The organism is Micromonospora globosa (assembly GCF_000717585.1).
Taxonomy (GTDB): Bacteria; Actinomycetota; Actinomycetes; order Mycobacteriales; family Micromonosporaceae; genus Micromonospora; species Micromonospora aurantiaca.
Map to the genome: position 1 here is coordinate 252,870 of NZ_JNZR01000002.1, position 20,046 is coordinate 272,915.

Here is a 20,046-nt window from a genome sequence, read left to right on the forward strand (position 1 = left end):
GATGCGTACCCGTGACTTCTCCCGCGCCCCCGCGCAGGCCCGCGCCGGCGCCATGTTCATCGGCGGCACCCGGTACGCGAACCCGCTGGTGCTGCTGCGCCTGGCCCCCGACTGGATCCGGATGGTGCGCGACATGCGCCGGATGTCCGGCTACTGCTGGCACACCGTCTACTGGCAGTTCCCGCTGACGCTCGGCACGATCGCGTTCTTCACCGACCGGGACGCGCTGCTGCGCTTCGCCCGGACCCGGCACCACCGCAAGCTGATGATGTGGCTGACCGACGGCGACCGCAACGCCACCGCCGGGTTCATCCGGCTCTACACCGCCTCCCCGGACGGCTACTCCAACGGCGCGTGGCGGGCCGAGGACGGCGCGATGGGCCACATCGAGCGGTTCACGCCGCTGGGCGCGGAGACGACCGGACCGGCGGTGCGCCGGTGACCGGCCACCGGTTCGAGCGCGTGACCGGCCGGCGCGGCCTGCGCGACTTCCTCGCCCTCACCGACCGGCTGTACGCCGACGAGCCCCGGTACGTGCCGACGCCCCGGCAGCAGATCCGCCGCTGGTGGCGCGACGGCGTGCCGATGTACGTGCTGCGCGACGCCACCGGCGCCGTGGCCGGGCGGACCACGCTGCACACCGACGCGGACTTCGACGCCGAGATGGGGCGCCGCTGCCAGCTGTTCGGGCTCACCGAGTTCACCGCGCCGGCCGCCCGGCCGCTGTTCGACGCGATCGGCGCGTACGCGACGCCCGGCCGGGACCTGCTGTTCGGGCCGGTGGCGCTGCTGCCCAACCAGGCCGGCGGCGTGATCACCTCCGGGTACGCCGACCGGGGTTTCGTGGACAGCGCGTGGAACCCGCCGTACTACCCGGACGCGTACGAGGAGAACGGGTTCACCGGGCGGTTCGTCTCCGACACGTGGATCTGCCCGGTCCCGCCGCCGGTCGAGCCGCCGCCCGCGCTGGGGGTCCAGCCCGACGGCGCGCGGCTGGAACTGCACCGGGGGAACACGCGGCGGCTCGACGAGCAGCTCGACCTGCTGCGCGGGATGCTCAACGACTCCTTCGCCCAGCTCGGCTACTACACGCCGATCTCCGCGGCGCAACTGCGGCGGCAGACCGACGGCCTGGCGTACCTGCTGGACGAGTCGCTCCTGCTCTACCTGACCCGCGACGGGCGGCCGGTGGCGTTCGTGCTCTGCGTGCCGGACATCAGCGACTTCCTGGTCGCGGTCCGCGGCGACCTGAACCCGGTCAACCAGCTTCGGCTGCTGGCCACCCGCCGCCGGTACCGGCGGGAGGCGGTGCTGATCGTCAAGGGCGTGGTGCCGGAGTTCCAGGGGCGCGGCTACCAGCGGCTGCTCTCCGCGCACCTGCACCACAACCTGCACGACGGCGGCTACACGGCGCTGCGCAGCACGTACGTCGGGTGGGACAACCCGGCGTCGGCGGCCCAGTACCGACGCCTCGGCGGGCGCCCGCTGCACGGCTACACGTTCTACGCCAGGGAGCGGTGAGCATGGACCTCGCCGCGTTCCACGCGCTGGAGCCGCTGTGCTGGCGGGCGCCGAGCGCACACAACACCCAGCCGTGGCGGCTGCGCTACGAGCGCTGGGCGATCACCGTCGGCTGGGATCCGGCCGACGCGCTTCCCGCGGGCGACCCGACCGGGCGCGACCTGCGGCTGTCGCTGGGCGCGTTCGTGGAGACCTGCCTGATCGTCGCCGCCGACGCGGGGCTGCGGCTGGACTGGGCCGCCGACCACGACGAGTCCGACCGGCGGGTGGGGCGGCTACGGCCGGGACGGCAGCCGTACCGGACGCCGTTCCGCACCGCCGACGTGTGGGACCGGCGTACCCACCGGGGCCGGTTCACCGCCGGGCCGGACGCCGACGTGGTCGCGGCCGTGGACGCGGTCGCCCGGCGGGCCGGTGGCGCGGTCCGTGCCGTGCCGGCGGCCGGGCGGCTGCGCGCGTTGCTGCGCACGGCCGACCGGCAGGTGTACGCCGACCCGGCGGTGGTCGCGGAGCTGCGCCGCTGGCTGCGCCTGGACCGGTCGGGCCCGCGCTACCGGGCGGACGGGCTCAGTGACAGGTGCCTCGGGCTGGGCCGGGCCACTGCCACCGGACTGCGGGCGGCGCTCGCGGCGTACCCGGCGTTGCGCCCGCTGGGGCTGCCCCGGCTGCTCGCCGCCGCGGGCGGTGACCCGCTGGCGCAGGGCGGCGGGGTGCTGGCGCTCGTCGCGCCGCCCGGTCTGGACGCGGCCGGGCAGGTCGAGTTCGGACGCGTGCTCATGCGGATGTGGCTGACGCTGCACACGGCCGGGCTGGCCGCGCATCCGCTCAGTCAGCTCGTCGACGTGGCCGCCACCCGGGACGCGCTCGGCACGCTGCTGGACGTGGCGCCGGAGCGGATCGTGCACGTGGCCCGGGTGGGCCGGCCGGTCGCGCCCGCGCCCCGCTCGGCGCGCCGGGTCGAGCGCACGGGTGGGGGAGTGCTGATGCGGGACGCCGCGGTCCGGGTGGGGTAGGACCGCCGGGGGTCATCGCGACGGCGGCGCGGTGCTGGCCCGTACCACGAGAGTGGTGCCGAGTTCGTACCGCTCCTGGGCCGGGGCGCGGCCGTCGGCCAGGGTCAGGGCGAGCCGGGCGGCCGTGGCGCCGATCTCGGCGAACGGCTGCCGCACCGTGGTCAGCGGTGGCGCGAGCCAGGCCGCCTGCTCGACGTCGTCGAAGCCCACCACGCTGAGATCCTCCGGTATCCGCAGACCGGCGTCCCGGGCCGCCGCGTAGACGCCCATCGCCTGCAGGTCGTCGCCGCAGACGACAGCGGTCGGCGGGTCGGGCCGGGCGAGCAGCTGAGCGCCGAGGTCGCGGCCGTCCTCGAAGGTGAACACGCCCCGCTGTTCGAGGCTCTGGTCGAACGGGACACCGGCGTAGTCCAGCGCGGCGTGGAACCCGTCCAGTCGGGCGCGCGCGGACAGGTCCCGGACCGGTCCGGTGATCACGCCGATCCGGCGATGGCCGAGTTCGAGCAGATGCCGGGTGGCGGCGAGCGCGCCGCTCCAGTTGTTGGACCCGACGGCGGGGGTAGGGAACAGGTCGCCGGTCGGGTCGATGGCGACCAGCGGTATCCCGTCGGCCTCGAACCGTTCGCCGTCCTCGGCGGTGACCAGGGCGAACGCCGTGATGACGGCGGTCGGCTGCCGCACCAGCAGTTGCTCCGCCCAGGGCAGCCCGGCCGACACGAGCCGGTGCACGTCGGTGAAGCCGACGGTGTGGTCGTGGGCGGCGGCGACCTCCTGGACGCCGCGCAGGATCTGCATGGCGATCGAGGACAGCATCCGGTGGAAGACCACCTCGACGCAGAGGGCCGCGCCGGTGGTCTGCCGTCGCCGGTAGCCGTGGTCGCGGAGCAGGGCTTCCACCCGCTGACGGGTCTGCTCGCCCACCCCGCGCCGGCCGTTGAGGACCTTGGAGACGGTGGGTGGGGACACTCCGGCGAGTTCGGCGATCGTCGCGAGGGGCAGGTCACCGCGCCGGGGCTTGCGCAGGTGCGGCCGCGGTCCTTCTTCGATCACGAGGGAAGTCTATGGCTGCGGCGCGAGGGCGAGTACGCGCCGCTCAGACCGCCCGCGAAAGGTTATCGATAACATTTCGCGCCCCGGAGGACTTTGCCGGGTCGGGTCGTGGATCTCCGGCTTTCCGCGGGAACTTTCGCGAAACCTGTTCGTCACATCTTGACGGCCGACGCCTCCATCCATGAGAGTCCATATAGGCAGATGCGGCGCACGGACGGGAGCCCGGCGCCGGTGGGGTGGCGGAGCGCGTACGGAAAGGATGCCTGGGCAGCATCCTGTTAGCGCTAACACCAGCCCTTCCTGCCGACATCAGACGCCGGTCCGGCCCGCGTCATCACGTCCCACCCATCCACGCGCACGAGCGTGGCGGCAGAGGGGTTCCGATCCGTGGCGATCAGTCGACGAGCACTCATCAAGGCCGTGGCCGCATCCGGCGCACTCACCGCGGCGTCGGTCACCGGCCTTCCCGGCGTGGCCTGGGCGGCGAACACCGCGTACGCGATGGCCTACTTCACCGAGACGCCGAACTTCCAGGGCGCGGACTACGGGCTGCACCTGGCGGTGAGCCGGGACGGTCTGAACTGGACGCCGCTGAACCAGAACAACCCGGTGGTCACCCCGACGCAGGGGCAGATGGGCCTGCGGGATCCGTTCGTGTTCCGCAAGCAGGACGGCAGGTTCGTCATCCTGGCCACCGATCTCAAGGGCACCAACTTCGGCCTGAACAGCCAGTACCTGCACGTGTGGGACTCGACCGACCTCACCGCTCTCACCGGCTACCGCCGGATCCGGATGCACACGCTGCCCAGCTCGCACACCTGGGCGCCCACGGCGTTCTGGGACGCCGGCCGCGGCCAGTACGGCATCGTCTACTCCTGCAACAGCGGCGGCGACGTGCTGATGGTCAACTACACAACCGATTTCGTCACAGTCGGCCCGCAGCAGGTGTTCTTCAGCCCCGGCTTCGGTGTGCTCGACGGTGACGTCGTCGTCGACGGCGGCACCACGTACCTCTACTACAAGAACCTGTCCACCGGCCTGCTGCACGGCGCCCGCTCCTCGACCGGCGCGCCGAACAGCTTCACCACGTACACCAGTGGACTGCGGCAGGGCAACGCGATCGAGGCGCCACTGCTGGTCAAGAACAACGACGGCAGCGGCTGGCGGCTCTGGGGCGACTCGTTCAGCCCGGTCAACGCCGACTACTACATCTGGTCCACCTCGAACATCGGCGGCAACTCGTGGACCGCGCTCAACCAGCGCGACTACACGCCGCCGCTGAACGCCAAGCACGGCTCGATCGTCGGGATCAGCGACGCCGAGTACAACGCGATGATCTCCCGGTGGGGCACCCCGAACTGGGTCCGGCTCAAGTCGTCGAACCTGCCCGACCACGTGGTACGGCACAGCAACGGGGTCGGCCGGGTCGACGCGTACCCGTTCGATCCCTACCAGGACCAGATGTGGCGGATGGTGGCCGGCCTGGCCGACCCCGCCGCCGTGTCGTTCGAGTCGGTGAACCGGCCGGGCAGCTTTCTGCGGCACAGCAACTACGCCATCCGCCTCGATCCGAACGACGGGTCGGCCACGTTCCGGGCGGACGCCACCTTCCACCGCACCGCGGGACTCGCCGACGGGTCGTGGACCTCGTTCCGGTCGCACAACTTCCCGGACCGCTACCTGCGGCACGCCAACTACCTGCTGCGGATCGACCCACTCGGCTCGGCGTCGAGCGCGAGCGACCGCCAGGACGCCACCTTCCGCATCACGCCCTGACCGAGGAGGCCGTCATGACCAGAAGACTCCTGCGACGCGGTGTCGCGCTGTTCGCGAGCATGCTCTGCGCGGTCGCGCTGACGCCTGCTGTCGCCCACGCGGACAACCCCGTCGTCCAGACCATCTACACGGCCGACCCGGCGGCGCTGGTGCACAACGGCCGGGTCTACCTCTACACCGGCCACGACGAGGACGGCTCGACCTACTTCACCATGAAGGAGTGGCGGGTCTACTCGTCGGCCGACATGGTCAACTGGACCGACCACGGCTCGCCGATGAACCTGGCCACCTTCAGCTGGGCCAGCGCCGACGCGTGGGCCGGCCAGACCGTCTACCGCAACGGCCGCTTCTACTGGTACGTCCCGGTCAAGAACCGGGCCACCGGCCGGATGGCGATCGGCGTCGGTGTCTCCGACAGCCCGACCGGCCCGTTCCGGGACGCCATCGGCCGTCCGCTGGTGGAGAACGGTGAGATCGACCCGCACGCCTTCGTCGACGACACCGGGCAGGCGTACCTGTACTGGGGCAACCCGAACCTCTGGTACGTGCGGCTGAACGCCGACATGGTGTCGTTCTCCGGCGGCCCGACCCAGATCCCGCTGACCACAGCGGGCTTCGGCGCCCGCAGCGGGAACACCAGCCGTCCCACGCTGTACGAGGAAGGGCCCTGGGTCTACAAGCGCAACGGGACCTACTACAACGTCTTCGCGGCCGAGTGCTGCTCGGAGTTCATCGGCTACTCCACCGCACCCGGCCCGACCGGTCCGTGGACCTACCGCGGCACGATCATGCCCCGCCAGGGCGGCAGCTTCACCAACCACGCCTCGATCATCGACTTCAACGGCGGCTCGTACTTCTTCTACCACAACGGCGCGCTGCCGGGCGGTGGCGGCTTCACCCGGTCCGTGGCGGTGGAGAAGTTCAGCTACCGCTCCGACGGCACCATCCCGACGATCAACATGACCAGCGCCGGCGCACCGCAGGTCGGCACGCTCAACCCGTACGTGCGCCAGGAGGCGGAGACGATCGCCTGGTCCGCGGGCGTCGAGACGGAACCGTCGAGCGAGGGCGGGAGGAACGTCGGCTGGATCGAGAACGGCGACTACATCAAGGTCAAGGGCGTCGCGTTCGGCGCCGGCGCCGGCTCGTTCACCGCCCGGGTGGCCTCGGCGACGGCCGGCGGCCGGATCGAGGTGCGGCTGGGCAGCCCCACCGGCGCCGTGGCCGGCACCTGCGCCGTCGGCGGCACCGGCGGCTGGCAGACGTGGACCACGGTCACCTGCCCGGTCAGTGGCGCCACCGGCACCCAGGACGTGTTCCTGCGCTTCGCCGGCGGCAGCGGCTACCTGCTCAACGTCAACTGGTGGCAGTTCCGCTAGACCGGCCCACCCCACCATCACCGGAGGAGACCTCAGATGTCGAAGCGCAGAACGAGAGCCGGGTCGGTCACCGCCGCGATCCTGCTGGCCCTGGGCATGGGCGCCGCCATGGTCGGCGGCTCACTGGGCGGCAGCGCCCGGGCCGCGGACGTCGGCGCGGCGGCCGCGACGGCCGGCTGCGGGAAGGCCCCGACGCTGGCCAGCGGGACGCACACCGTCACCAGCAGCGGCAAGAACCGCACGTTCATCCTGCGGGTGCCCGACGGCTACGACGTCAACCGCCAGTACCGGCTGGTCGTCGGCTTCCACTGGCGCGGCGGCACCGCCACCGACGTCGCCACCGGCCAGACCGTCCAACGCGACGTGTGGTCGTACTACGGGTTGCAGCGGCTGGCGAACAACAGCACCATCTTCGTCGCGCCGCAGGGGCTCAACAACGGCTGGGCCAACGCCGGCGGCGAGGACATCACCTTCGTCGACGACATCCTGCGCCGTGTCGACGCCGGCCTGTGTGTGGACACCAGCCAGCGCTTCGCGCTCGGGTTCAGCTACGGCGGCGCCATGAGCTACGCGGTCGCCTGCGCCCGGCCCACCGTCTTCCGGGCGGTGGCCGTCTACGCCGGCGGCCAGCTCAGCGGATGCAGCGGCGGCACGCAGCCGATCGCGTACTTCGCCGCGCACGGCATCCGCGACGGCGTCCTCGGCATCGCCGGCGGGCGGACGATGCGCGACCGGTTCGTCCGCAACAACGGCTGCGCCACGCAGAACCCGCCCGAGCCGGGCCAGGGCAGCCTGAGCCACCGCACCACCACGTACACGGCTGCCGGGCGGGGTACCCGGTGGTGTGGGCGGCCTTCGACGAGGGGCACATCGCCGCCCCACAGGACGGCGCGCCGGGTGACAGCGGCTCGCGTACCTGGCTGCCGGGGGAGACGTGGCAGTTCTTCACCCAGTTCCAGAGCACGACGCCGCCGCCCACCACACCCGCGCCGACCACCCCCGGCCCGACCACCCCGCCGCCGTCCGGCGTCGCCTGCAGGGTCACCGCGACGGTGAACGCCTGGAACACCGGCCTGACCGAAGACCTCACCGTCACCAACACCGGCGGCAGCGCGATCAACGGCTGGTCGCTGGTCTTCACCCTGCCGGGCGGGCAGACCATCACCTCCGGCTGGAACGCCACCTACTCGCCCGGGTCCGGTCAGGTGACCGCCCGCAACGTCTCCTACAACTCCACCATCGCGCCCGGCGCCTCGGTCAGCCTCGGCTTCCAGGCGAACCACACCGGCAACACGGCCGCACCGGCGGCGTTCACCCTCAACGGCGTCGCCTGCGCGAGGTAGCCACCGCACCCGGTGCGCGGGCGGGCCGACGCCGACCCGCCCGCGCACCGGCCGCACCACCACCCGACCCGCCTGCGAGGAGAAGACCATGTCCGACGTGACCCGAAGGAACATCCTCAAGGCCGGCGCGGCCGGGGCCGGTGCCGCGCTGGTGCCGGCCGCCTGGAGCGCCGCCGCACGCGCCGGCTCGGCGGCGCCACCACAGGTGCTGGCCGCGAACGACCTGGCACTCTGGTACGACGAACCGGCCGGCACCGACTGGCTGCGTGCCCTGCCGATCGGCAACGGGCGGCTCGGCGCGATGGTGTTCGGCAACGTCGACACCGAACGGCTCCAGCTCAACGAGGACACCGTCTGGGCCGGCGGCCCGTACGACTCGGCGAACACCAGGGGAGCGGCCAACCTGGCCGAGATCCGGCGTCGGGTCTTCGCCGACCAGTGGACCTCGGCCCAGGACCTGATCAACCAGACCATGATGGGCAGCCCGGGTGGTCAGCTCGCGTACCAGACCGTCGGCGACCTCCGGCTCGCCTTCGGTTCGGCGAGCGGGGCGACGCAGTACAACCGGACGCTCGACCTCACCACCGCCACCGTCACCACCACGTACGTGCAGGGCGGCGTCCGGTACCAGCGGGAGGTGTTCGCCAGCGCGCCCGACCAGGTCATGGTGCTCCGGCTGACCGCCGACCGCGCGAACGCGATCACGTTCTCCGCCGCGTTCGACAGCCCGCAGCGGACCACCGTGTCCAGCCCGGACGGCGCGACCATCGCGCTCGACGGCGTCTCCGGGTCGATGGAGGGGGTCACCGGCTCGGTACGGTTCCTCGCGCTGGCGAACGCCGCCGTCACCGGCGGCACGGTCAGCAGCTCCGGCGGCACGCTGCGGGTGTCCGGCGCCACCAGCGTGACGGTCCTGATCTCGATCGGCACCAGCTACGTCAACTACCGCACCGTCAACGGCGACTACCAGGGCATCGCCCGCAACCGGCTGAACGCCGCCAAGAGCGTCGCCGTCGACCAGCTCCGCACCCGCCACCGCGCCGACTACCAGGCGCTGTTCGACCGGGTCACGATCGACCTGGGCCGCACGGCCGCCGCCGACCAGTCCACCGATGTACGGATCGCGCAGCACGCGAGCACCAACGACCCGCAGTTCGCCGCGCTGCTGTTCCAGTTCGGTCGGTACCTGCTGATCTCCTCGTCGCGGCCGGGCACCCAGCCGGCGAACCTCCAGGGCATCTGGAACGACTCGCTGACGCCGTCCTGGGACTCGAAGTACACGGTCAACGCCAACCTGCCGATGAATTACTGGCCGGCCGACACCACGAACCTGTCCGAGTGCTTCCTGCCGGTCTTCGACATGGTCAAGGACCTCACCGTGACCGGCGCGCGGGTCGCCCAGGCGCAGTACGGCGCCGGCGGCTGGGTCACCCACCACAACACCGACGCCTGGCGGGGCGCGTCGGTCGTGGACGGCGCGTTCTGGGGCATGTGGCAGACCGGCGGGGCCTGGCTGAGCACGCTCATCTGGGACCACTACCTGTTCACCGGCGACAGCGGTTTCCTCCAGGCCAACTACCCGGCGCTCAAGGGCGCCGCCCAGTTCTTCCTCGACACCCTGGTCGCCCACCCGACGCTCGGCTACCTGGTGACGAACCCGTCGAACTCGCCGGAGCTGGCGCACCACGCGAACGCCAGCGTCTGCGCCGGCCCGACGATGGACAACCAGATCCTGCGCGACCTGTTCGACGCCGCGGCCCGGGCGAGCGAGGTGCTCGGCGTCGACACCACCTTCCGGTCCCAGGTGCGTACCGCCAGGGACCGGCTGCCGCCGAGCCGTGTCGGCTCGCGGGGGAACGTGCAGGAGTGGCTGGCCGACTGGGTCGAGACCGAACGCACCCATCGGCACGTCTCCCACCTGTACGGGCTGCATCCCAGCAACCAGATCACCAGGCGCGGCACCCCGGCGCTGTACGAGGCCGCCCGCAGGACGCTGGAGCTGCGGGGCGACGACGGGACCGGCTGGTCCCTCGCCTGGAAGATCAATTTCTGGGCGCGGCTGGAGGACGGCGCCCGCGCCCACAAGCTCCTGCGCGACCTGGTGCGTACCGACCGGCTCGCGCCGAACATGTTCGACCTGCACCCGCCGTTCCAGATCGACGGCAACTTCGGCGCCACCTCGGGCATCGCCGAGATGCTGCTGCACAGCCACACCGGCGAGCTGCACCTGCTGCCCGCGCTGCCGACCGCCTGGCCCGCCGGGCAGGTCGCGGGCCTGCGCGGCCGGGGCGGCTACACGGTGTCGCTGACCTGGAGCAGCGGCCAAGCCGACGAGATCACCGTCCGCGCCGACCGCGACGGCACGCTGCGACTGCGGTCCCGGCTGTTCACCGGGAGCTTCACCCTCGCCGACGTCACCGACGGCAGCACACCCGCCACCACCCGGCCGGAGTCCGACGTCGTCGCGCTCACCGTCCGCGCCGGGCACACCTACCGCGCGGCCCGGCCCGGTGTGACGCCGTCGCCGACCCCGACCGTCACACCCACATCGAGTACGACGCCGAGCCCGGCGCCCACCACCAGCTCCCCGGCTCCGTCCGGCGCGCGTGCCACGTACGCGATCACCGGCTCCTGGTCGGGCGGCTTCCAGGCCGAGGTCACGGTGACCGCCGGCGCCACCGCGATCCGCGGCTGGACGGTCTCCTGGACGTTCCCGAACGGGCAGGTGATCAACCAGATCTGGAGCGGCACGCACACCCAGAACGGCGCGAACGTGACGGTGCGCAACGTCGACTACAACGGCTCGCTGCCGGCCGGCGGCTCCACCACGTTCGGCTTCATCGGTGCCGTCAACGGCAGCAACAACCCGCCGGCGAACCTCACCTGCACGACCACCTGAGCACCGACGCACCCCGCTTCGGCCACCCGGCCGGGGCGGGGTGTGCCGCCGGTCAGGCCAGCAGCGTCTCGCGCAGCCGCGCGCCCAGGTTCAGCTCGCCGACCACGCGGGGACCGGCCGGGTCGTGCACGGCGATGCGGTGATTGCGGCGCATCATCTCCCGCACGGCCGGCGGCAGCCGGGGCGGTTCGTCCATCGTCGCGAGCACCCGCGCGCCGGTGCCCATCAGCCGCTCCACGAGCGTCGCGCTGTCGGTGTCCACACGCACCCGGCCGAACTCCCAGCCGGCGGTGGTCAGGTCGAGCACCTCGAACAGGCGCGTCACGAACGGCTGCGGGTCGGTCACCCGGTCCAGCCGGTCGGCTCGCCCGCCGACCACCGCCACGGCGGCGCTGACCTGCGCGTACGGGTGCAGCCCGCTGGGTAGCGCGCCGAGCGGCCAGCGCAGCGCCGGCCCGGCCTCCTTCCACAGGGGCCGGTAGTTGCGGCGGTGCACCAGCAGCCGCCGCCCGGTGCGCCGGAACACCTCCTGCGCCTGGCCCTGGAGGTCGGCGTGCGCCTGGTCGGCGGCCTCGCAGACGATCCCGGCGGCAACCACGAGACCGTCGTCATCGGACAGCAGCCGGGTGATCGCGTCGGCCTGCTCCGGGAACCGGAGGCGGGCGTGCGCCCCGTAGGACCGCCGCACGTCCCGCAGCAGCTCCTGCTGACGTGCGGGGTCCAGTTCGACCCGTCCGCCACCGAGCAACCGCTGGAGCCAACCCATCGCGCCTCGCTTCCGTCGCCGTCTGCGGACCGGGCAATGCTAGTTCGTCGGCCGATGCTCGTATGGTGACGGGGTGACCGATCGATCCCTGACCCTGATGGCGGTGCACGCGCACCCCGACGACGAGGCGACGAGCACCGGCGGCGTCCTGGCGCGCTATGCGGCCGAGGGCGTCACCACTGTGCTCGTGACGTGCACCGACGGGGGGTGCGGCGACGGTCCCGGCGGGATCAAACCGGGCGACCCCCGGCACGACCCGAAGGCCGTGGTCGAGATGCGCCGCGCCGAGCTGGCCGCCAGTTGCGAGGCGCTGAAGGTCACCCACCTGGAGACGCTCGACTACGGCGACTCCGGGATGATGGGCTGGGCGACGAACGACGCGCCCGGCGCGTTCTGGAACACGCCGGTGGCCGAGGCGGCCGACCGGCTGGCCGAGCTGATCCGGCGCTACCGCCCCGACGTGGTGGTCACCTACGACGAGAACGGCTTCTACGGCCACCCGGACCACATCCAGGCCCACCGGATCACCATGGCCGCTGTGGAGCAGACCGGCATCCCGGCCAAGGTCTACTGGACCACAGTGCCGCGCAGCGCGTTCCAGCAGTTCGGCACCGTCATGAAGGAGATCGGGGTGGAGTTCCCCGAGCCGGAGGCGACCGACGAGATGCCGGCGCTGGGCCTGCCGGACGACGAGATCACCACCTGGGTCGACACCAGCGGCTACGGCGGGCAGAAGTTCGCCTCGCTCGCCGCGCACGCCAGCCAGGCGGAGAACATCTTCTTCCTGCGCCTGGGGCAGGAGCGGTTCACCGAGCTGATGAGCATGGAGACGTTCGTGCGGGTGCGGGACACCACCGGCGCGGCCACACCCGAGGACGACCTGTTCGCCGGGTTGCGCTGACCGGTCGCCGGTCCGGTCCGGGGAGGTCATCGACTCACGTCGAGACGGTCTGTGCGGCCAGGTGCGCCAGCACGGCGCGGACGTCCCCGTCGGTCCCGGCCATGATCCGTCGTTGCCGGGTGGCGCCGGTGCCGTCCCGGCGCACCCGGTCCAGCTCGCGCCGGACCAGACCCAGGTCACCGTGGCGGGCCAGCGCGGGCGTGACGGTGACGACCAGGTCGTCGACGAGGTCCCAGGCCGGCCGGGGCCGACCGGAGCGCAGGTCCACGAGCTTGCCGTCGACGCCGTCGTGGGCGGCCCGCCAGTGCGCGGCGGCGACCAGGCAGTCCCGGATGCGGGGTGCCGGCACACCGGCGCGGACGTCGTCGATCAGGGTGGCCACGAGCGCCCGGACCAGCCCGGCGACCAACACCGTGTCGTCGACTGTGGGGCACACGTCGCCGACCCGGACCTCCACCGTCGGGTACGCCGCGGACGGGCGGGCGTACCAGTAGACCATCGCGGCGTCGAGCATGATCCCGGCGGTGATCAGGTCCGCCACCGTGGCGTCGTAGTCGGCGGCGGAGTCGAAGTGCGGTGTCGGTCCGATGCTCGGCCACCGTTCCAGCTGCATCGAGCGCCAGCTCGCGTGGCCGGTGTCCCGCCCGTCGTGCAGCGGCGAGTTCGCGGTGAGCGCCTGCACCACCGGCAGCCACGGGCGCAGGTGGTTGCAGACCTGCACTGCCAGTTCCCGGTCCGGCACGCCGACGTGGACGTGGCAGCCGCAGACCGCCGGGTCGTGGGCCACCGGGCCGAACCGGCGGGACATGTCGTGGTAGCGCTGCTCGTCGGGCACCGTGCGGTGGGCCTCGCAGACCGGCGTGGCGCCGACGGCGACCAGCCGCGCCCCGGCCGCGTCGGCCGCCTGCGCGGCCGCCCGGCGCAGCGTGACCAGGTGCTCCCGCAGCTCTCCGAGATCGGGACTGACCGGCGTCACCATCTCGACCATGCTGTGCCGGAACTCCTGCCGGCTCTGCTCGCGGGCGGTGCCGGACAGCGCGCCGCGTACCCGGTCGGCGACCGGCATGCTCTCGCCGGTGGCCGGGTCCAGCAGCAGGAACTCCTCTTCCACCCCGAGGGTCAGGACGGTGGGGATCTGCGGGGTGGTGGTGGCGGTGGTGGTGGGCCGCGGCCTCACCGACGGCTCCACCGGCACGGAACGGTCGGCGTGTCGTCGTGAGGCGGAGTCATGTCTCGACGGTACGAGGGCGGGGGCCGGCCCGAGGCCGTTTCCGCCGACCACCGCCCCCGCGGGTGGCGGGGGCGGTGGCGGTACGGCTCAGCAGTCGAAGTAGAGCGCGAACTCGTGCGGGGTCGGGCGCAGCCGGACCGGGTCGACCTCGTTGGCGTTCTTCCAGTCGACCCAGGTGGAGATCAGGTCGGCGGTGAAGACGTTGCCGTCGAGCAGGTAGTCGTGGTCGGTCTCCAGCGCCGCCAGCGCCTCGGGCAGCGAGCCCGGGACCTGCTTGACGTCGCCCCACTCCTCCGGCGGCAGGTCGTAGAGGTCCTTGTCGATCGGCGCGGGCGGCTCGATCTTGTTCTTGATGCCGTCGAGACCGGCCATGAGCATGGCGGAGAACGCCAGGTACGGGTTGCTCGACGGGTCCGGCACCCGGAACTCGACGCGCTTGGCCTTCGGGTTGCTGCCGGTCACCGGGATGCGGGTGCAGGCGGAGCGGTTGCGCTGGGAGTAGACCAGGTTGACCGGCGCCTCGAAGCCGGGGACGAGACGACGGTAGGAGTTGATGGTCGGGTTGGTGAAGGCGAGCAGCGAGGGTGCGTGGTGCAGCAGGCCGCCGATGTACCAGCGGGCGGTGTCGGACAGGCCGGCGTAGCCGGTCTCGTCGTAGAACAACGGTTCGCCGCCGCGCCACAGGCTCTGGTGGGTGTGCATGCCGGAGCCGTTGTCACCGAACAGCGGCTTGGGCATGAACGTGGCGGTCTTGCCGGCGGCCCACGCCTCGTTCTTGATCAGGTACTTGAACAGCTGGAGCTCGTCGGCCGAGTGCAGCAGCGTCGAGAACCTGTAGTTGATCTCGGACTGCCCGCCGGTGCCCACCTCGTGGTGCGACCGCTCCACGGTGAAACCGGCGTCCACCATCCGGCGGACCATGCTGTCGCGCAGGTCGGCGTAGTGGTCGACCGGCGGCACCGGGAAGTAGCCACCCTTGTACGCGGTCTTGTAGCCGCGGTTGCCGCCCTCCTCGATCCGCCCGCTGTTCCAGGCGCCCTCGATCGAGTCGATGTAGTAGAACGACTGGTGCGCCGAGGTCTCGTGGCGGATCGAGTCGAAGATGTAGAACTCCGCCTCCGCCCCGAAGTACGCGGTGTCGGCGATGCCGCTCGCCGCCAGGTACGCCTCGGCCTTCTTCGCCACGTTGCGCGGGTCGCGGGAGTACGCCTCGCGGGTGAACGGGTCGTGGACGAAGAAGTTCAACGCGACGGTCTTCTGCGTGCGGAACGGGTCCACGAACGCGGTCGCCACGTCCGGCAGCAGCAGCATGTCCGACTCGTGGATCGACTGGAAACCACGGATCGACGAGCCGTCGAAGGCGAGACCGTCGGTGAACACGCTGTCGTCGAACGACTCGACCGGCAGGTTGAAGTGCTGCATCACGCCGGGCAGGTCACAGAAACGTACGTCGACGAACTTCACGTCCTCGTCGGTGAGGTATCGCAGGAGTTCCTCGGAATTGGCGAACACACGTCCTCCTGGCAGGCGTCGTTGATCCTGGCCACGTCCCGTGGCCGGACCGCCCGGGGACATGGCCCGTACCGCCACCGTACGACGGCGCGCCGTGCCCGGCTCGCCAACAGCCCATCCGGGTTTCCTTCGCCACAGGCCGGGTAGTCGCCGTACCCGGCGGACCGCCCGGGAGACGACGTGGCGGGAGGTTGGCGTGGTGGGTGCTCCCCGACTGACCGGTGGACGCTGAGATGTGCGGGATCAGCGGTGAGGCCAGATTCGACGGGGCCGCCCCCGACGCCGCCGCGGTGACCCGGATGACCGCTGCCATGCGCTCACGCGGCCCGGACGGCGAGGGCACGTGGAGTGACGGCTGGATCACCCTCGGGCACCGTCGGCTGACAGTGATCGACCTGTCCGAGGCCGGCGCCCAGCCGATGGTCCGCGACGACCTCGGCCTGGCCCTGGTCTTCAACGGCTGCGTCTACAACTACCCGGAGCTGCGCGACGAGCTGCGCGCGGCCGGGCACACCTTCCGCAGCACCAGCGACACCGAGGTGATCCTGGTGGCGTACGCGCAGTGGGGGGAGCGGTTCGTCGACCACCTGGTCGGCATGTTCGCGGTCGCGCTGGTGGACCGGCGGCGCCGCCGCCTCGTGCTGGCCCGCGACCGGCTCGGCATCAAGCCGCTCTACCTCGCCGAGTCGCCCGGCCGGCTCCGGTTCGCCTCCACGCTGCCGGCGCTGCTGGCCGGCGGTGACGTCGACACCGGCATCGACCCGGTCGCGCTGCACCACTACCTGTCCTGGCACTCGATCGTGCCGGCGCCCCGCACGATCCTGCGCGGGATACGCAAGCTGCCGCCGGCCACCGTCCGGGTGATCGAGGCCGACGGGCGCAGCCGGGAGCGCGTCTACTGGCGGCCCGAGTACCGGCGCGACCCGGCCCACGACGGCATGGACGCCGCCGACTGGCGGGCCGCCGTCGGGGACGCGCTGCGCACCGCCGTACGCCGCCGGCTGGTCGCGGACGTGCCGGTCGGGGTGCTGCTCTCCGGCGGGCTCGACTCCAGCATGATCGTGGCGCTGCTCGACGACGCCGGACAGCACCACCTCCAGACGTTCAGCATCGGCTTCGACAGCCGCGGCGACGAGACCGGCGACGAGTTCCACTACTCCGACCTGGTGGCCCGCACGTTCGGCACCGACCACCACCGCATCCGGCTCGCCGACGGCGATCTCGGTCCGGCCGTACGCGCCACCGTGGCGGCCATGACCGAACCGATGGGCAGCCACGACGTGGTGGCGTTCCACCTGCTCTCCGAGCAGGTCGCCAAGCACGTGAAGGTGGCGCAGTCCGGCCAGGGCGCCGACGAGGTGTTCGCCGGCTACGGCTACCACCACCGGCTGGCCCGCTCGCCCCGAGAGGACGCGACGGCCGAGTTCACCGCCGCGTTCTTCGACCGCGACCACGCCGAGCTGACCGAGGTGGTCGAACCGGCGTACGCCTGCGACGGTGACGCCTCCGGCGAACTGGTCGCCGCGGACCTGGCCGCGCCGGGCGCGCAGACCGCCGTGGACGCGGTGCTGCGCCTGGACACGCACCTGATGCTGCCCGACGACCCGGTCAAGCGGGTGGACAGCATGAGCATGGCGTGGGGGCTGGAGGTGCGTACGCCCTTCCTCGACCAGGACCTGGTCACGCTCGCCGCGGCGTGCCCGCCGGAGCACAAGCTGGCGCAGGGCGGCAAGGGTGTGCTCAAGGACGTGGCCCGCGAGGTGCTGCCGGCCGAGGTCATCGACCGGCCCAAGGGCTACTTCCCGGTGCCGGCGCTGCGCAACGTCGACGGTCCCGTGCGAGAGTTGGTGGTCGAGGCGCTGGGTGCGCCCGAGGCGCGCCGGCGCGGGCTGTTCCGCCGGGCGTACGTCGACGAGCTGCTGGCCGAGCCGGACCGGGCCCAGGCCGCCGCCGGCAGCAACAAGTTGTGGCAACTGGGCCTGCTGGAGCTGTGGTTGCAGACGCACGGCGTGAGCTGAGCTGAGCGGGAGGAGCGCTGTGAAGTTCGTCATCGAGAGCGAGGCCGACGGCAGTGTGGGGTTCACGGTCGTCGGCGGCGACGGTCAGGTGCTCGCCACCGGGGCGCCCTGCCCGGACAAGGGCTCGGCGCTCGCGGTCGTCGGGGAGCTGATGCACGGGCTGGGCGACGCCTGCGTGGAGGACCGGACCGAGGCCGGTGCCGGGCCGGTGGCCGGCACCCGGACCGAGATCGGCGACGACATGTCGGACATCGGCCGCTCCGGCATCCCGCCGGTCTGACCGCGGCACGTCCTGGCGGCGTGACGGCGATCCGCCGGTCCGGCCGCGACACGTCCCGTCCGGCCGACGAGCCCGGGCGGGACGGTGCGCTCACTGCTCGTCGTCGAGCACGTCCGTGTGGCCGTCCCGGGTGACGGTGGGCGGCAGGTGCTCGTCCGGCTGGGGCGCCTCGGCGAGCGTGTGGTGCGGGTCGCCGTCGGGCGAGAACAGCACCCGATCGGTCTTGCGGGTCTTCTCCTGCTCCTCCTCCGGCTCCGTCACCGCGTTCTCCCTCCGCTCACCGGCGCCCCGGGCAGGCCGCCCCTCGTCCCACGCTAAGCGCCGGACGGGCGCCGGGAGCCGGTTTCCGCGCGACGGCCCCGCGGTCACCCACCGGGACGGTACGGCCGCCGGGTGAGGCTCGCGTACGCCATCGTGGTCAGCGTGACGATGTCGAACACCGGCACACCCAACCGCGCCTGGATCCGGTGGGCGAACGGCACCAGGTCGGTGCACTCGACGACCAGCGCCCCCAGGTCCGGGTGCGCGCGGGCCAGCGCGTCGACCCGCTCGTCCACCTCGGCCGCCAGCCGCCCGACGTCGAGGGCGTCGCGCCGCCCCTCCAGCATCACCTCGCGGAACTCCGGCTGCCCGGCCATGCCGGTGACCGCCACCGGGACGTCGGCGGCGCCGATCGCGGCCAGGTGGCGCGGGGTCAGCGCGGCCTCGTCGGCGACCAGCAGCCCGACCGGGCGCCCGACCATGCGGTGCACCATCGGCAGTTGCACCAGGCTCGACGACCACAGCGGGACGCGCACCGCGGCGGCGAGTTCGGCCTGGAACAGCACGAGGAACCCGCACGCCCCGGTGATCCCGGCGACCCCGGCCGCCTCCAGGTCGCGGGCCGCGTCGACGAACGGTCGCAGCAGCGCCGGGTCGGCCTCGCGGACCAGCCGCTGCGGCGTGGCGCCCTCCACCACCCGGTAGCGCACCGGGAAGTCGAACGTGTCCGGGTTGCGGATGTGCCCGGGGATCTTGTCGAAGCTGGTGTCGAGGCAGAGCACGCCGATCTCCGGCCGGTCGCTCACGAGATCCCCTTCCGGAAGCGGTCCAGGGCGAACGTCTCCAGCGGCAGGTCCGGCTCGGCGCCGGAGACGAGCTGGGCGAGCAGCCGTCCGCCGGCCGGGGCCAGGCCCATCCCGATGTGCCCGTGCCCGGTGGCCACGCTGACGTTGTCGTAGCCGTCGGCCCGCCCGATCAGCGGCAGGCTGTCCGGGGTGCACGGACGCAGGCCGCTCCACACGTCCAGCCGGCGGCCGGTGTCCAGCGCAGGCAGGTACCGCCGCGCGGTGTGCAGGATCCCGTCGACGCGGCGCGGTGAGATCGACGTGTCCAGCCCGGACAGCTCCAGCGTGCCGCCGACGCGTACCCGGTCACCCAGCGGCATCACGGCGACCTTGCCCTCGCTGAGCAGCACCGGCCGGGTGGGCGTGCCCGGCCCGGCGGGCAGCGTGACGGTGTAGCCCTTCGCCGGTTGCAGCGTCAGCCCGACGTCGAGCATCCGGGCGCAGGCCGCCGACCACACCCCGGCGGCGATCACCACCTCGGCCGGGCGCAGCTCGCCCCGGGCCGTGCGCACCGCGCGTACGCGCCGCCCGGTCACCTCGAAGTCGCGTACCTCCGCGCCGGTGACGACGTCCACGCCCCGGGCCCGCAGCGCCCGCGCGAGTGCCACCAGGAACGCCGGGATGCGCAGCGCGGCGCCCTCCTCGTTGAGCAGCGTCCCGGCCACCGCGAAGTCGACGCCGGGTTCCAGCCGGGCCAGCTCGGCCCGGTCCAGCTCGCGCAGCGGCACGCCACGCGCGGTCGCCGCCGGGATCGTCCGGCGCGCCTTCGCGTACCCCTGCTCGGTGTGGCAGGCGAGGATCATGCCGCGTTCGGTGAGCGTCCCGGCCAGCTCGTCCTCGGCGCAGATCTCGCGCAGCAGCGCGAGGCTGCGCTGTTTGAGCGCGAGCAGCGTCTCGAACCCGGCGCGGGCGTGCCGTTCGGTGCAGTGCCGGCGGAAGTGCCAGAGCCAGGCCAGCAGCGCGCCGTCCAGCCGGGGCCGGACCGCGAACGGGCTCTCCGGGCGCAACAGCCAGCGGATCCCGGTGGCCGGCACCCCCGGCTCGGCCAGCGGCGCCGAGCCCTGGGTGCCGACGAAGCCGGTGTTCCCGGCCGAGCAGGCCGCCGCGTCGCCGACCTCGCCCCGATCCACCACCGTCACGCTGAGCCCGGCGCGGCGCAGGAACCAGGCGCAGCACAGGCCCACCACGCCCGCGCCGACCACCAGCACGTCGGGGTCGGTACGGCCCGGCGTCGTCATCAGTCGCCGCCGG

At 72.6% G+C, this 20,046-nt stretch carries 16 protein-coding genes and 1 pseudogene; 10 read left to right on the plus strand and 7 right to left on the minus strand.

Going from position 1 to position 20,046, the window contains the following annotated elements:
- The first annotated feature begins 1 nt into the window (after position 1).
- The 3 genes from IF06_RS0103575 to IF06_RS0103585 are packed head-to-tail and all read left to right on the plus strand — an operon-like array spanning position 2 to position 2,534.
- Entirely contained in the window at positions 2 to 442 is a 441-nt protein-coding gene (locus IF06_RS0103575) for a hypothetical protein (RefSeq protein WP_013285846.1), read from the plus strand.
- Positions 439 to 1,521, plus strand: a complete 1,083-nt coding sequence (locus IF06_RS0103580) for a GNAT family N-acetyltransferase (RefSeq protein WP_030268971.1) — start codon at positions 439 to 441, stop codon at positions 1,519 to 1,521. Before IF06_RS0103575 ends, IF06_RS0103580 begins: the two co-directional genes overlap by 4 nt.
- A 2-nt stretch (positions 1,522 to 1,523) precedes the next feature.
- A complete protein-coding gene (locus IF06_RS0103585; protein ID WP_013477139.1) occupies positions 1,524 to 2,534 on the plus strand; it encodes a nitroreductase in 1,011 nt (336 codons plus the stop codon).
- 12 nt (positions 2,535 to 2,546) lie between these two features.
- Here the strand turns inward: IF06_RS0103585 and IF06_RS0103590 are convergent, their stop codons facing one another.
- Entirely contained in the window at positions 2,547 to 3,584 is a 1,038-nt protein-coding gene (locus IF06_RS0103590; RefSeq protein WP_013285849.1) for a LacI family DNA-binding transcriptional regulator, read from the minus strand.
- A 387-nt stretch (positions 3,585 to 3,971) separates the two neighbouring features.
- Here IF06_RS0103590 and IF06_RS0103595 point away from each other — a divergent pair, with 387 nt between their 5' ends.
- From IF06_RS0103595 to IF06_RS0103610, 4 genes and pseudogenes are all read left to right on the plus strand, one after another.
- A complete protein-coding gene (locus tag IF06_RS0103595; protein WP_030268975.1) occupies positions 3,972 to 5,360 on the plus strand; it encodes a glycoside hydrolase family 43 protein in 1,389 nt (462 codons plus the stop codon).
- Between the two features lie 14 nt (positions 5,361 to 5,374).
- Positions 5,375 to 6,739 (plus strand): glycoside hydrolase family 43 protein, encoded by a 1,365-nt coding sequence (locus tag IF06_RS0103600; RefSeq protein ID WP_030268977.1) that lies wholly within the window; start codon positions 5,375 to 5,377, stop codon positions 6,737 to 6,739.
- 36 nt (positions 6,740 to 6,775) lie between these two features.
- Positions 6,776 to 8,082 (plus strand): annotated as a pseudogene (locus IF06_RS31945) (cellulose binding domain-containing protein).
- A gap of 88 nt (positions 8,083 to 8,170) precedes the next feature.
- On the plus strand, positions 8,171 to 10,981 hold the full coding sequence (locus tag IF06_RS0103610; protein ID WP_030268979.1) for a glycosyl hydrolase family 95 catalytic domain-containing protein: 2,811 nt from the start codon (positions 8,171 to 8,173) through the stop codon (positions 10,979 to 10,981).
- A 52-nt stretch (positions 10,982 to 11,033) separates the two neighbouring features.
- Here the strand turns inward: IF06_RS0103610 and IF06_RS0103615 are convergent, their stop codons facing one another.
- Complete coding sequence (locus tag IF06_RS0103615) at positions 11,034 to 11,747, minus strand: hypothetical protein (protein WP_030268981.1); 714 nt, start codon at positions 11,745 to 11,747, stop codon at positions 11,034 to 11,036.
- A 73-nt stretch (positions 11,748 to 11,820) separates the two neighbouring features.
- Here IF06_RS0103615 and IF06_RS0103620 point away from each other — a divergent pair, with 73 nt between their 5' ends.
- Positions 11,821 to 12,648, plus strand: coding sequence for a PIG-L family deacetylase (locus tag IF06_RS0103620; RefSeq protein ID WP_030268983.1), 828 nt, complete (start codon positions 11,821 to 11,823; stop codon positions 12,646 to 12,648).
- 34 nt (positions 12,649 to 12,682) lie between these two features.
- Here the strand turns inward: IF06_RS0103620 and IF06_RS0103625 are convergent, their stop codons facing one another.
- Together IF06_RS0103625 and glnA are read right to left on the minus strand one after the other, a co-directional pair.
- Complete coding sequence (locus IF06_RS0103625; RefSeq protein WP_030268985.1) at positions 12,683 to 13,825, minus strand: carboxylate-amine ligase; 1,143 nt, start codon at positions 13,823 to 13,825, stop codon at positions 12,683 to 12,685.
- Positions 13,826 to 13,966: 141 nt separating this feature from the next.
- On the minus strand, positions 13,967 to 15,391 hold the full coding sequence (gene glnA / locus IF06_RS0103630) for a type I glutamate--ammonia ligase (protein ID WP_030268987.1): 1,425 nt from the start codon (positions 15,389 to 15,391) through the stop codon (positions 13,967 to 13,969).
- Positions 15,392 to 15,624: 233 nt separating this feature from the next.
- Here glnA and IF06_RS0103635 point away from each other — a divergent pair, with 233 nt between their 5' ends.
- The gene (locus IF06_RS0103635; RefSeq protein WP_013285858.1) at positions 15,625 to 17,409 is read left to right on the plus strand and encodes an N-acetylglutaminylglutamine amidotransferase; all 1,785 of its coding nucleotides are present in this window, start codon (positions 15,625 to 15,627) and stop codon (positions 17,407 to 17,409) included.
- A 19-nt stretch (positions 17,410 to 17,428) separates the two neighbouring features.
- A complete protein-coding gene (locus IF06_RS0103640; RefSeq protein WP_013285859.1) occupies positions 17,429 to 17,689 on the plus strand; it encodes a hypothetical protein in 261 nt (86 codons plus the stop codon).
- Between the two features lie 90 nt (positions 17,690 to 17,779).
- Here the strand turns inward: IF06_RS0103640 and IF06_RS33835 are convergent, their stop codons facing one another.
- From IF06_RS33835 to IF06_RS0103655, 3 genes are all read right to left on the minus strand, one after another.
- Positions 17,780 to 17,950, minus strand: coding sequence for a hypothetical protein (locus tag IF06_RS33835; protein ID WP_013285860.1), 171 nt, complete (start codon positions 17,948 to 17,950; stop codon positions 17,780 to 17,782).
- Positions 17,951 to 18,054: 104 nt separating this feature from the next.
- Positions 18,055 to 18,756: an aspartate/glutamate racemase family protein gene (locus tag IF06_RS0103650; RefSeq protein WP_030268990.1), complete on the minus strand. Its 702-nt coding sequence runs from the start codon at positions 18,754 to 18,756 to the stop codon at positions 18,055 to 18,057.
- A complete protein-coding gene (locus IF06_RS0103655) occupies positions 18,753 to 20,033 on the minus strand; it encodes an NAD(P)/FAD-dependent oxidoreductase (protein ID WP_030268992.1) in 1,281 nt (426 codons plus the stop codon). The genes IF06_RS0103650 and IF06_RS0103655 overlap by 4 nt, the downstream gene beginning before the upstream one ends.
- Positions 20,034 to 20,046 lie beyond the last annotated feature (13 nt).

Bases quoted from the DNA above. Each gene is read 5' to 3' on its own strand.
- IF06_RS0103575 (WP_013285846.1), top strand. From the start codon at position 2: ATGCGTACCCGTGACTTCTCCCGCGCCCCCGCGCAGGCCCGCGCCGGC.
- IF06_RS0103585 (WP_013477139.1), top strand. From the start codon at position 1,524: ATGGACCTCGCCGCGTTCCACGCGCTGGAGCCGCTGTGCTGGCGGGCG.
- IF06_RS0103600 (WP_030268977.1), top strand. From the start codon at position 5,375: ATGACCAGAAGACTCCTGCGACGCGGTGTCGCGCTGTTCGCGAGCATG.
- IF06_RS0103610 (WP_030268979.1), top strand. From the start codon at position 8,171: ATGTCCGACGTGACCCGAAGGAACATCCTCAAGGCCGGCGCGGCCGGG.
- IF06_RS0103615 (WP_030268981.1), bottom strand. From the start codon at position 11,747: ATGGGTTGGCTCCAGCGGTTGCTCGGTGGCGGACGGGTCGAACTGGAC.
- IF06_RS0103635 (WP_013285858.1), top strand. From the start codon at position 15,625: ATGTGCGGGATCAGCGGTGAGGCCAGATTCGACGGGGCCGCCCCCGAC.
- IF06_RS0103655 (WP_030268992.1), bottom strand. From the start codon at position 20,033: ATGACGACGCCGGGCCGTACCGACCCCGACGTGCTGGTGGTCGGCGCG.